This is a genomic window from Actinacidiphila oryziradicis (assembly GCF_005047355.1).
Classification (GTDB): Bacteria; Actinomycetota; Actinomycetes; order Streptomycetales; family Streptomycetaceae; genus Actinacidiphila; species Actinacidiphila oryziradicis.
The window spans coordinates 1-12331 of the sequence record NZ_SUMC01000015.1 but is presented as its reverse complement, the minus strand read 5'-3'; the positions used below and the strand labels follow the sequence as shown (position 1 = coordinate 12331).

Here is a 12331-nt window from a genome sequence, read left to right as displayed (position 1 = left end):
GTGCCCTTCTCTCACAGCTGTGCCAATCGTCGGGTCAGATCCTCGCCGGCCAGCGCGGCCGGCTCTGCACGCCCCGCGATGGCCTTCATGTCCGCGTAGATCATGGCCACCGTCCACACCGCCTCGAAGTCGCCCTGCGGCGCCTCGCCGTCGAGGTAGCCCTCGTGCAGCGCCAGCCGATCGGATACCGCCGGCCAGGTACGCAGATCCAGAGCCGGATGGCTCAGATAGGAGTCACCGAAGTCGATCACCCCGGTGAACGCGCCGTCGGCGTCGACGAACGCGTGCGTCGGCCCGGGATTCGAATGCAGCGCCACCGGAGCATCGAACCGTGACGGAAGCGCCTCAATCGCGCGGACGGCGACCACTTCCGGGCTGGGCACGAGCTGCCAGCAACCCGGCCGGCTATTGATCTCCTCCACGAGATCAGCCAGGGCCGGCTCCAGGCGGTGCCGCAACGCCCCGGCGTCATCATCCGTCGGGAACAGGCCGCTGTCGGCCAGTTGATCAGCCGGCTGGGAGTGCAGATGGCGCAGCAGCCGGCCCAGGGTGTGCAGCAACCGCGTACGAGCCGGGCCCGTTACGGACACATGCCCCGCGGCCTGCCCCGGGACGCGGCTCATGACGACGTACTCCACACTGCCCTCGGGCGTCTCGACACGGTCGTGGCCGAACACGGTCGGGATACGCCCGGCCAGCGCCCCGGCCAGATGCTCCAGCAGCCGTGCTTCCTTCGCCAGACTCGTCTTCGGACGCACCCGGTGCGGGCGTTGCGTCTTTACCACGACGCTGTCGTCGACCAGGTACACCCGCGCCTCCCCACCGGACTCGTCAACCGCTGTCACCGCCTCCGCCCGGGTGCAATGGGCCCGAGCGAGCCGCAGTACGGTGGCCGCTGACAGAACTGGGTCTTCAGCATCCGGCTGCAGGTACACATCAGCGCGTCCCATCCACCTCACCCCACCTGTCAGACTGCGGATGTGAAACCATGGTTACATCATAAGATGGCTCCACGGAGCGCGAGCCAGGGGGTGGTCCTGCCCTGCCGGATACCCCGAGGACCCTCCGCGTCGCGGATCAGCATCTGGGACAAGCTCGCCGCCTACACCTGGTTCAGGCCTCGGGTTAATACAGGTACACGTCCACCAGCAGGGCCGCGAGTCCGACTAGTAGGGCCCTGGCTGCGGTGTGGCGGGCGGGTTCCGCCGCCAGAGGACCGAAACCGTAGACCAGAGCGGCGGTGGCCAGGGCGAACACCCCGGATCCGGTGTCCTGCCAACGACGGCCGACAGCGCGGCCCCGTACCCGATCTATCCCCAGCCGATCATGGAATTCTCCCCCTCGTTGCTGTAACCATGGTTACATAGTTGCTGACGGATAGGGGTGTGATGACCGTGATCGGTGAACCGCACCGGCGGACAGGCGCGTGGACGGGGTCGCGCCGGCCGGTGCTGGCCGGAAAGACGTCGGGGGCCGCCAGGGCAGATGCCGACGGCATCGCCCGGCACCCGCGCGACCAGCGCGGGGCGATCGCGCCGAGTACTTGCGAGGCCCGCCGGCAGGGCGTTCTGGGGGCGCGGTGCCGGCCCGGGAGACCGTCGGGCGCCATACTTCCATCGCGCCGCGGGGTTGGGGACCGGTGACTGTGCCAGGGATATCAGACGGTCCCGGCGAGTGGGTTCTGTTGTCCTACCGCGTTCCGCGCGAGCCCTCGACGCCACGGATCGCGGTGTGGCGCAAGCTCAAGCGGTTCGGCGTGGTCCAGCTCTCCGACGGGCTGGTCGCGCTGCCGGCGGACGCGCGCACCCGCGAGCAGCTGGAGTGGATCGCCGAGGAGGTGACCGAGGCAGGCGGCAGCGCCACGCTGTGGCTGGCCCGCCCGGCCAGCCTCTCCCAGGAGCGCGATCTGGCCACCGGCATGGCGGCCGCCCGCGCGGCGGAGTACCAGGCCGTCCTCGCCCAGGCCGCCGAGGCCACCGCCGCAGGACCCGCCGGCACGGAGAGCGCGGCGCGGCGGCTGCGCGCCGAACTGCACCGTATCCAGCGCCGCGACTACTTCCCGCCCCCCGAACGCGAACAGGCCCGCGCCGCCGTGCAGACCCTGACCAACGATCCGGCCGCCGAACAGCAGCCGGCCGAACCCGTAGAGGAGGAGCCAACGTGAAGTGGGCGACGAGAGCATCCATCCACATCGACCGGGCGGCCTGCGCCTGGCTGATCCGCCGCCACATCGACCCGGACGCCCAGTTCGTGTTCGTCACCGACCCCGCCGAAGTCCCGCCGGATGCGACACCGTTCGACATGCGCGGCGTCGAACTGGGACACCACGGCGGCGACTGCAGTTTCGAGACGATCCTGCACCGCCGTGACCTCACCGACCCCGTCCTGTGGAAGATCGCCGAGATCGTGCACGAGGCCGACCTCGACGACGAACGCTACGACGCCCCCGAAGCCCCCGGGCTGGACGTCGTACTACGCGGCCTGTCCATGATCCACAGCGACGAGGAGATCCTCGCCCTGACCGGACCCGTCTTCGACGGCCTCTACGAGTACCACCGGCGCGCCGCCGTGATCGGAAGGGAACCGGCATGACCAGCAACACCCCTGAAGGCGAAGGGACCGCCCACACCATCAAATCGCCCCACTCCGGCGGGCCGGCCCCGCCCGGATTCGCATCCGTACTGCGGTACTTCCTGCGGCTGGGCACGCTCGGCTTCGGCGGCCCCATCGCGGTCGTCGGCTACATGCAGCGCGACCTCGTCCAAGCCTGCGGCTGGATCAGCAAGCAGGACTTCCTCGACGGCGTCGCACTGGGCCAGACCATGCCCGGCCCACTGGCCGCCCAGGTCGCCAGGTGGGTCGGCTACCTCAAACGCGCTTGTGCGGGTCTGCTGCCTGTCGATGCGGTGGCGGTGTGCCCATGCTGTGCGTCGCGCGGCCAAGCAGCCGTCAGACGCGGCTACTTGCGGCCGGTCGCTGTGAACGCGGGGTAGCGGCGTGCCGGTAGGCGGCGATGGTGTCGGCGATCTCGGCGGCGGTGAACGCGCGCGGGGTGAGGGTGTCCTTCGGTCCGGCCGGGGTGAAGGACGTCTCGCCGGGGTTGACGGCCGACGGTCCGGCGGGCAGGCGGCCGCCGCGGTGGTCGGGGTGGGAGACCGCGCCGACGTGACCGAGCTGCGAGACGATCCGCCCGCTCGTCTCGTGAACGGCTTCGGTCACCTTCGCCCAGCCGGCGGTCTGCGCCTCGCTGTAGATGCCGGGGACGTTGATGAAGCCGATGGCGTCGGCACTGACCCAGGTGCCCTCGGTGACGATCAGGCCGGCGCCGGCACGCTGCGCGTAGTAGGCCGCGTGAAGATCGGTGGGGGCCAGTTCTGCGTTCTGGGCGCGGGCGCGGGTCATGGGGGCCATGACGACGCGGTTGGGCAGCTCCAGCGCGCCCAGGCGGACGGGCTGCAGCAGGGGCTGGACGGTGGAGGTTCGGGGCTGGCTGGTCATGAGGATCTTTCTTGTACGGGTCCGGGGTCCGGGCGAGAGGGATGGGTGAGCGGGGGTCTGGCTCAGTCCTGTTTGAGGACGTGGAGGCCGGAGAGCGGGCCGCCGAGTTGCATGAGGCGTCCGCCCTCGCGCAACCCGCCGAGGTCGACGGGAGCGAAGCCGAACCCGGCGGTCAGGTCAGCGACGGTGTGCTTGGCGTCGGCGTCGTCACCGGCGAGGAACAGCACCTGCCGTCCGGCCTCGTGGCGTGGGTCGGCGGCGATGTACTGGCCGTAGAGGGTGTTGAACGCCTTGACGACGCGGGCGCCGGGCAGCAGCGAGGCGACGTACTCGCTTCCGGTCAGTTCGCCCAGGTCGGCGATCTTCGCGTTCAGGGGCGGGGAAGCGAACTGGTTGGTGGCGTCGACGACGATGCGCCCGTCGAAGGGCGGCAGGCCGGCCACCGCGTCCGGCACCTGGGGCCAGCCGACAGCGAGCACGACGAGCTCCGCCGCGGCGGCCTCTGCGGGCGTGCCGGCACGGGCGAGCGGTCCGAGGTCTTCGGTGAGGGCGGCCAGGGAGGCGGGGCCGCGGCTGTTGCTCAGCACGACCTGATGGCCGTGGGCTACCGCGTGCCGGGCGATGGCCTGGGCGACGGTTCCGGCGCCGAGGGTTCCGATCTTCATGACAGGGCCCTTCGTGAGGTTCAGGAGGCAGGGCTGGTGAGCAGGACGGTTCCGCTCTTGTCGGGGCGGCGGACGTGGGCGATGGCCTTCGCGAAGTCGGCGAGGTCGTAGCGGGCGGCGACCTCGAACAGCTCCGGGGCACTCTCGGCCAGGCGGGCGGCGAAGGCGACGTCCTCGGCCCGCTCCCCAGGCGTGCGGGTCAACCATTGGCCGATGGACACGCCCCGCACGGTCAGGCCCCGCGGGATCAGCGCCAGAGACTCCAGCGGTGTGCTGCCGGAGCCGAGCGCGCCGTAGGAGATCAGCGTGCCGCCGTCCGCGAGCAGCGCGGCCAGGTCACGGGTGAGCGATCCGCCGACCGCGTCGAGGACGACCTGGGCGCCCTGGCCGCCGACGGCGTCCTGGACCTGCGTACGCCAGTCCGCGTCGGCCGTCGAGATGGTCGGCAGCCCGGGGAAGCGCTGCCGCAAGGCCCGCGCCCCCGTGTCGCCGCGTACCAGATTGACCAGCGGGAGTCCGTGCTTGAGCGCGGCGGCGCTGGCAAGCAGCGAACGGCTGCCGCTGTGCCGCCTACGCTTCTCCGGTGTCCTGCACACCTGGGGCTTCACGATCTACCTCGCCAGCCCCCTCCCTGTCAGACCCCGGTCGCTGCGGGCCTGAGCGCCCGCGGCTGGGCCGGCTGAGCTCAGGCGGACTCCTCGAGCTGAGCCGCTCGCAGGCGTGGCTGCCCTGACGGACCGGCCGGTGCCGACCTCGGCTCGGCCGCCGGTGGGTGCAGCGGCAGCACCATCCGGAGCAACGAGCCGCTCGGCCGCTCGGACACCACAGTGAGGCCACCGCCATGACCCTCGACGATGGCGCGCACGATCGCCAGGCCGAGCCCGGTGCCGGGGCGACCCGACGACTGCGGTTGGCCGCTCCCGTCGTCGGCCTGCGACCGGGCGAACCCGATGCCCGCGTCCTCCACGTCGACCACGGCACCGTTGCGGGTCGCGCGACAGCGCAGCTCGATGGCGTCCCCGTCCACGGTGAACTTCACGGCGTTCTCCACCAGGGCGTCGAGGGCAGCCTCGAGCCGGGACTCGTCACCTTCGACCAGGACGGACGGCGCGTCCAGGAGCCAGTCACGGTCCGAGGCCGGCCGCCACCGCTGGACCGTCCGCTGCAGGAGGGAGCCGAGGTCGACGGGGCCCCACTCGAACTCGGTGGACTCGTAGGCGTCGACCAGGACGAGGAGACGCCCGGCGAGGCCGCCGAGCTTGTCCAGCTCGTCCACCACGACGTCGAGGTCGTCCTTGCTCTCCGGGGTCGGCAACTCGTCCCGGACCATCTCTGCGTAGCAGCGGGCCACCGTGATCGGCGTACGCATCTCGTGTGAGCAGTTGCGGACGAAGAGCTCCTGGACCTCCTGCGCGCGACGCTCGCGCTCGACAAGGCTCTGAGTCTCCGCGAGGGCAGCGGCCCGCCGGCGTACGTGCCAGACCATGGTGAGGAACACCAGCGCCATCAGAGGCACCTCGGCGAGCTCGTCCCAGTGGGCGTAGCCCTCCGCTATGAACTCGCTCAGGGCAGCACCCGTGACCAGGATGACCACGGTCAGCACGACGGACGTGCGACGGGCCGACCAGCTCTGAACGCCGTAGACGATGGACATGCTGATCCACACCAGGTGGAACGCCACGGTCTCGAGGTGGGGTACGACGAACAGCAGCAGCTGGCTGCACGCGGCGAACAGCACCCAGCCGACGAAGACGAGACGTCGGCGCTCAGCCGGCACTGAACACGTACCCGACATTGCGCACCGTTGCGATGACCGGCCGGGGCACCTTGCCGCGGATCCGGCGGACCGTCACGTCGACCACGTTGCTCCCGAGGTCGTCGGCGTAGCCCCAGACGCTCGCGAGGAGCTCACGTCGGCTGCACACCTCCCCCGCTCGCCGCATGAGGTGGCCAAGCAGCATGAACTCGCGGTGCGACAGGGGCACGTCCCTCCCGTCGAGGCTGAGCGCCTGCCGCTCGAGATCGAGGGTGACCTCCCCGACGTGAAGCCACCGCTGGAAAATGCTGGCGGCAGGCGCACGGAGCCTGGTGCGGACACGCTCCACCAGTTCCGCGGTCGCGAAGGGCTTGCCGAGGAAATCGACGGCCCCGATCTGCAGGCAACGGATCCGGGTGGCGACGTCCATCACGGCGGACAGGACGAAAACCCGCTGGTCGGGTCGCCGGTCGAAGGCCCGCTGCATCACCTCGAAACCGTCGAACCCGGGCAGCATGAGGTCGAGCACGACCAGGTCGAACTCGCCGTCTCGCAGGCGGCGTACGGCGTCCGGGCCGGACCCCGTGCTGTCGACGACGTGACTGTCCGCTTCCAGCGTGCGCGTGAGGTAGGCGCACAGCCGCGCCTCGTCCTCGACGACCAACAACCGAGCCATAGTGGCTACTACCTCCCCCGCCGCGCACCCGACAGTGCCCTCTGGGCTGTCATCTGCGGCTGTCCCCGGCTCTATATAAGTGCCGCACCCGGCCTTCCGCAGGCGAACTCGCAAAAGTGTCGGGATCGACCCGGTTTGGCGTCCGCCGAAGGCGATCGACATGACGTTGCGTGATTTGTCATGTACGCCGGGCAACGACGCGTCCGGCGCGCCGACGTCCTACGCAGTCCGGCCTCGCGGCGCCCCGTCATGACATCTGGATGAGAGGCGCGTCATCTTTGCCCATGCACTCGGCGGCCGGCCGCAGAGTCGTCGCGCGGCCCCCGCGGGTCGCGCCACTGGCCGGTGGCAAGGGCTCGTGCCCTCGTTCTCGCCGCCTCCCAGTGGGCCAAGGGGGGGCAGACCCGAGCGCGCAAGCGGCGGCGGGTCACCAAGGGGAGGGGAAGGCGTGTTCACCGAAAAGGTAATTAGACCGTTGGGGAAGTGGAGACAGCGCACCGTCGCGCTGATCGGCTCCGGGGCGATGGTGGCGATCTTGATAGGTCTGCCGCCGTCGCCGGTCCAGCAGGCGCAGGCGGCTGCCGCCAGCGGGCCGAGCAGCCCGACGGACGAGACGAAGGTCCCGCACTACTTCGGCCCGTGGCCGAACTGGGCCAACAGCCCGCTGACCCTGTCGAAGGCCAGTGTGACCATCACGTCCACCGCTGCCGGGACCGGCGCCGAGGCAACGGCCACGGTGGACCCGCAGACCGGCGGCATCGCCAGCATCGACGTGACCGCCCCAGGGCACGGCTACGTCGCCGGCGCGACGTCGGTCACCATCGACGGTGGCACCACGGCAGCGACCGCGGAGGCCACCGTCCAGTCGACCGGGGCCGTGGTCGGCCTCATGGTCAGCGCGGGCGGCGGCGGCTACGGCGGCTTCGCGGTCGACATCACCGGCGGCGGCGGCAGCGGTGCTGTCGTCACGGCTTCCGGTGGGGTGGACGCCGTGACGATCACCGACGGCGGGTCGGGCTACACCATGCCGACGGTGGACTTCGACCTCCCCGACGATCCGAACGGCGCAGTGGCCAAGGGCCACGTCGACCCGGCCGATCTCGCTGCCGACGGCAGCGTCACGAAGGTGACCGTCGACGATCCCGGCAGCGGCTACAGCAGCGCACCCGGCGTCGCGATCCACAACGGGACGTTGGCCGACCCGATCCCCGGCGCGACGGAGGCGAAGGTCTCCAGCAGTCTGAAGCTGGTGGCACTCACCGTGGACACGATCGGCTCCGGCTACACCGGAACGCCCGATGTCACCATCACCGACCCGACGGGCAAGGGAGGCGCCGGGGCAGCGGCAAACGCCCTGACGAACGCCGGCGCGATCAGTGGAATCAAGGTCATCAACCCGGGGGCCGGCTACCTCTCGGTCGGGATGAAGAAGTTCCAGGACGAGCTGCCGATCACCTGCGATCCCGGGGCGGACGGCACGGGTTGTCCTGACGTCGCACAGCTGCAGGCACCGTCGACGAAGCCGTCGGAGAAGTTCATCCCCGTGGGTGTGCCAGAGCCTGTCACCACCAGCGGCAAGCCGGCCGACGAGTACGTCATCGGTCTCGTGCAGTACCTCACCCGGTTCTCCTCGGACCTGCCGCCGACCCTGGTGCGGGGATACGTCCAGCTGTCGACGGACGCGGTGCCCGGACGGAAGGTCCCGCTCTACAACGAGCTGATGGACGGCACCAGGCAACCGCTGCCGTACACGGGTGTGACCTCACCGCAGTGGATGGGCCCCCTCATCGCCGCGACCAAGGACCGGCCGGTGCGGATCGTGTTCCGAAACCTGCTCCCGACGGGCGCCGACGGTGATCTGTTCCTGCCGGTCGACAGCACCGGCATGGGCTCCGGCATGGGCCCGATGACGATGCCCGCACCGAAGAACGACGGCACCGTCACGGACGAGGTGCGCAACCCGATGTGTACGAACGACAAGGCCGGCTGCTTCACGGACAACCGGGCCACGTTGCACCTGCACGGCGGCACCACGCCGTGGATCAGCGACGGCACCCCGCACCAGTGGATCACCCCGGCCGGCGAGACCACGGACTGGCCGCAGGGTGTCAGCGTGCAGAACGTGCCGGACATGGTGGACAGCTCCGGGGCGACGCTCTGCGCCGCGAAGGACGACGGCTGCTCGACGTTCTACTACACCAACCAGCAGAGCGCCCGGCTGATGTTCTACCACGACCACTCCTACGGCATCACCCGGCTGAACGTGTACGCCGGCGAGGCTGCGGGCTACACCATCACCGACGACACGGAGAAGGCGCTGGTCAACAGCGGCACGATTCCCGACGCGGGTGACACCATCCCGCTGCTCGTCCAGGACCGCACGTTCGTGCCGGACGACTCGCAGCTCAAGGACCAGAAGGACGTCAACGGCAAGACCGTCTCCTACGGTCAGGACCCCACCTGGAACACGAAGCGCTGGGGCACCAAGGGCAGCTTCTGGTACCAGCACGTCTACATGCCTGCGCAGAACCCCGGCGACCCGTCGGGCATGAGCGCGTACGGGCGCTGGATGTACGGGCCGTGGTTCTGGCCGCCGGCCGGCGACACCAAGTACGGGCCGATCGCCAACCCGTACTACGACCCGAAGTGCAAGCTGGACGACCCGTCGACCTGGCAGTACCAGACCGACCCGTTGTGCGAGCCGGAGCAGATCCCCGGCACGCCGAACATCTCGATGGGCATGGAGCAGTTCAACGACACACCCATCGTCAACGGGGTCGCCTACCCGAAGGTGACGCTTCAGCCGAAGACCTACCGGATGCGGCTGCTCAACGCCGCGAACGACCGGTTCTTCAACTTCCAGTGGTACACCGCCGACCCGAAGCAGGGCGACGGCACGACCGAGGTGGCGCTGAAGCCGAGCGAGCTGGCGGCCGCGCAGACCGACCCGAACGTGTCGCCCACCCCGGCGGACGCGAACAACGACGCCGCCGGGCCGGACTGGATCCAGATCGCCAACGAGGGTGGCTTCCTGCCGGCACCGGCTGTCATCGACGGTCAGCAGCCGACTACCTGGATCACCGACCCGACGCGCTTCGATGTCGGCAACGTCGACAAGCACTCGCTGGCTCTCGCGCCGGCCGAGCGGGCCGACGTGCTGGTGGACTTCTCGAAGTTCGCCGGCAAGACGCTCATCCTGTACAACGACGCACCCGCGGCCTACCCGGCACGCATCTCGTCGTACGACTACTACACGGGTGCACCCGACCTCAGCCCGGTCGGCGCACCGAAGATCCTGCCGGGGTACGGGCCCAACACCCGCACCGTGATGCAGGTGACCATCGCGGACACGACGCCGGCTCCGGCGTTCGACCTGGCAAAGCTGCGGGCCGCCTTCAAGCACCATGCAAACGGCTCGGGCGTCTTCGAGTCCGGGCAGAACCCGACGATCGTCGGGCAGGCGGCCTACAACTCGGCGTACGGCACGAGCTTTGCCGCCAGCAGCAACTGCAACGTCAAGAACACGTCCGTGAACACCTGTGACGGCCTGGTCCGCGTGAACGACACGTCGGCGTTCGGCTTCAACACGCTCAAGGCACCGAACACCAAGATGACAATGCCGCTGCAGCCGAAGGCCATCCACGACGAGATGAACGCGACGACGTTCGACGACTTCGGTCGAATGCAAGCCAACCTCGGCATCGAGGCGCAGCCACCGACGCCGGGGGCGCAGAACGTGACGTTGTACCCGTACATCAACCCGCCGACCGAGCTGATCGACGGTACCGACCTGCCCAAGGCAGACGTGAAGGTGACGCCTATCAGCACCAACGCGGACGGGACGCAGATCTGGCGGTTCACCCACAACGGGGTGGACACGCACCCGATCCACTTCCACCTGTACGACGTCCAAGTCCTCAACCGGGTGACCTGGGACAACATCATCATCCCACCGGACGCCAACGAGCTGGGGTGGAAGGACACGGTGCGGATGAGCCCGCTGGAGGACACGATCGTCGCGCTGCGGCCGGTCGTGCCGACGGTGCCGTTCGAGGTGCCCAACTCCGTCCGGCCGCTCGACCCGGCGATGCCACTCGGTGACACGTCGATGTTCAACAACGTCGATCCGCAGGGCAACCCGACGGCAGCCATCACCAACAAGCTGGTGAACTTCGGCTGGGAGTACGTCATCCACTGCCACATCCTCAGCCACGAGGAGATGGACATGATGCGTCCCGAGTCGCTGGCGCTGCCGCCGTCGAAGGCGAGCGGGCTCTCGTCAGCCGTCGTGGGCACGGGCAAGAACGCCCGGATCCGGCTGACCTGGCAGGACAACTCGATCAACGAGACATCCTTCGTCGTCCAGCGCACGAGTGACGGCACCACATGGGTCGACGTCGGCACAGTTGTCTCGCCACTGGACCAGCCGAACATCCACCAGGCCCGCGCCTTCGTCGACCCGACGGCATCGGTGACCACGCCGTACCTCTACCGGGTCGTCGCACTCAACACGGTCGGATACGGCAGCGAGTTCCCGAGCATGACGGTGAAGTCGGTGTCGGACCCGGTTGGGGTCAACGTTCCGCTGTCTCCGACCGGCCTGACCGCTGCGTTGCAGACCGGACCGAAGGTCAGCCTCACCTGGCAGGACAACGCGACCAACGAGTCCGGGTTCGTCGTCGAGCGGTCCTCGGACAGCGGCGTGACGTTCAGCCAGGTCGGCACGGCCCCGGCCCGCAACAAAACCGGAACGGTCACGTTCGTGGACGGCACCGTCGCTCTGGGGTCGACCTACCAGTACCGGGTCTCGGCGGTGAACGCCGCCGGGCGCAGCACGACGCCTCCCATCACGGTCCAGGTGTCGGCCCCGTCGGTGCCGGCAGGCATGGGAACCGCGGTCCGGGCCGGCAGCAACGAGAGGATGACGATGACCTGGAGCGATGTCTCCAACGCGTCCAGCTACGCCGTCCGGTGGAGCAGCACCGGTGCCTTCACCACGGTGGCCGGGACGTCGCCCACGATTCCCGCCGGCACGCTGACCTACACGACGGGCAACGTCGCTCGGAAGGTCTGGTACATGGAGGTCCGAGCGACCAACGTGCTCGGGAGCTCGGCGTGGTCGTCCCCGGTCCAGGTGGCCGCAGCACCGTGATGTCGGGAAGGAGGGACGCCGGTCGCGGCTGAGTGACCACGCACGACAGGAGGGCGGGCGCCCCGAACGCCCTCCTGGCTCTCCACGGGGACCGGGGGCCGGGCCGCTTCGTCCGGCCCCCGGGCCACACCGTCGGCGCCGCCCACCCCCCATCCGGCGCCGGCGGTGTGCTGCGCTCCGGAGGCCGTCCCTACAGGCGGTGGGAGATGTGGGGGACGAGGGGCCACGGACCGCGCCGTGAGGTCGCCGCCCGACCCGCAAGGTTCCGGAAAGGGTCTTCAACTGTTGGGGGTTTCGCTTAGGGGGCCTTGTGGATGCTGCGTAGCAGAGTGCGTGTGGATCTGTGGGTAATTCCGCCCTGTTTCCAGCGATGGTGTGATGTTCGTGCTGGTTTGGGGTGGTGGGTGCGCTTGGGGCCGTAGGCTCCTCGCGTGGAACTTCTTCGGTTGGCGGTGGCTGCGCGGTGGGTGGGTGTGCACCCTGGCACGCTGCGGTTGTGGGCGAACGAGGGCAGGGTTCCGGTGGTGTGGGTGGGGCGTGAACGGCGCTTCTCCAGCGAGGCGTTGGATGTCCTGACCGGCTGC

Annotated in this window: 11 protein-coding genes; 4 read left to right on the top strand and 7 right to left on the bottom strand. The window is 69.5% G+C overall.

The features are described 5' to 3' along the window. Positions 1-11: 11 nt before the first annotated feature. Together FCI23_RS17555 and FCI23_RS62365 are read right to left on the bottom strand one after the other, a co-directional pair. A complete protein-coding gene (locus FCI23_RS17555; protein ID WP_211265367.1) occupies positions 12-845 on the bottom strand; it encodes an aminoglycoside phosphotransferase family protein in 834 nt (277 codons plus the stop codon). Positions 846-1125: 280 nt separating this feature from the next. Beyond that, positions 1126-1257: a hypothetical protein gene (locus FCI23_RS62365; protein WP_265737750.1), complete on the bottom strand. Its 132-nt coding sequence runs from the start codon at positions 1255-1257 to the stop codon at positions 1126-1128. Between the two features lie 388 nt (positions 1258-1645). On the opposite strand from FCI23_RS62365, the gene FCI23_RS17550 reads away from it, so the two are divergent. The 3 genes from FCI23_RS17550 to FCI23_RS17540 are packed head-to-tail and all read left to right on the top strand — an operon-like array spanning position 1646 to position 2993. Then, positions 1646-2164 (top strand): Chromate resistance protein ChrB, encoded by a 519-nt coding sequence (locus FCI23_RS17550; RefSeq protein ID WP_246143782.1) that lies wholly within the window; start codon positions 1646-1648, stop codon positions 2162-2164. Next, positions 2161-2592, top strand: a complete 432-nt coding sequence (locus FCI23_RS17545; RefSeq protein WP_136724849.1) for a chromate resistance protein ChrB domain-containing protein — start codon at positions 2161-2163, stop codon at positions 2590-2592. Before FCI23_RS17550 ends, FCI23_RS17545 begins: the two co-directional genes overlap by 4 nt. Continuing rightward, on the top strand, positions 2589-2993 hold the full coding sequence (locus FCI23_RS17540; protein WP_136724848.1) for a chromate transporter: 405 nt from the start codon (positions 2589-2591) through the stop codon (positions 2991-2993). The genes FCI23_RS17545 and FCI23_RS17540 overlap by 4 nt, the downstream gene beginning before the upstream one ends. On the opposite strand, the gene FCI23_RS17535 is transcribed toward FCI23_RS17540, so the two are convergent. From FCI23_RS17535 to FCI23_RS17515, 5 genes are all read right to left on the bottom strand, one after another. Further along, a complete protein-coding gene (locus FCI23_RS17535) occupies positions 2950-3498 on the bottom strand; it encodes an oxidoreductase (RefSeq protein WP_246143781.1) in 549 nt (182 codons plus the stop codon). The genes FCI23_RS17540 and FCI23_RS17535 overlap by 44 nt on opposite strands. A gap of 62 nt (positions 3499-3560) precedes the next feature. Continuing rightward, positions 3561-4163 carry an NADPH-dependent F420 reductase gene (locus FCI23_RS17530; protein WP_136724847.1) on the bottom strand — a complete coding sequence of 201 codons (603 nt, stop codon included), beginning with the start codon at positions 4161-4163 and terminating at the stop codon, positions 3561-3563. 20 nt (positions 4164-4183) lie between these two features. Next, positions 4184-4771: a zinc-binding dehydrogenase gene (locus FCI23_RS17525; RefSeq protein WP_246143780.1), complete on the bottom strand. Its 588-nt coding sequence runs from the start codon at positions 4769-4771 to the stop codon at positions 4184-4186. 77 nt (positions 4772-4848) lie between these two features. Further along, positions 4849-5940 (bottom strand): sensor histidine kinase, encoded by a 1092-nt coding sequence (locus FCI23_RS17520; protein ID WP_169316829.1) that lies wholly within the window; start codon positions 5938-5940, stop codon positions 4849-4851. Further along, positions 5930-6595, bottom strand: coding sequence for a response regulator transcription factor (locus FCI23_RS17515; protein ID WP_136724844.1), 666 nt, complete (start codon positions 6593-6595; stop codon positions 5930-5932). Before FCI23_RS17515 ends, FCI23_RS17520 begins: the two co-directional genes overlap by 11 nt. 448 nt (positions 6596-7043) lie before the next feature. Between FCI23_RS17515 and FCI23_RS17510 the strand changes: the two genes are divergently transcribed. Further along, positions 7044-11747 carry a multicopper oxidase domain-containing protein gene (locus FCI23_RS17510; RefSeq protein WP_211265366.1) on the top strand — a complete coding sequence of 1568 codons (4704 nt, stop codon included), beginning with the start codon at positions 7044-7046 and terminating at the stop codon, positions 11745-11747. Positions 11748-12331: the final 584 nt, after the last annotated feature.

Excerpts from the sequence above, each read along its gene's own strand:
- FCI23_RS17540 (WP_136724848.1), top strand. The coding sequence starts at position 2,589 with ATGACCAGCAACACCCCTGAAGGCGAAGGGACCGCCCACACCATCAAA.
- FCI23_RS17535 (WP_246143781.1), bottom strand. The coding sequence starts at position 3,498 with ATGACCAGCCAGCCCCGAACCTCCACCGTCCAGCCCCTGCTGCAGCCC.
- FCI23_RS17530 (WP_136724847.1), bottom strand. The coding sequence starts at position 4,163 with ATGAAGATCGGAACCCTCGGCGCCGGAACCGTCGCCCAGGCCATCGCC.
- FCI23_RS17515 (WP_136724844.1), bottom strand. The coding sequence starts at position 6,595 with ATGGCTCGGTTGTTGGTCGTCGAGGACGAGGCGCGGCTGTGCGCCTAC.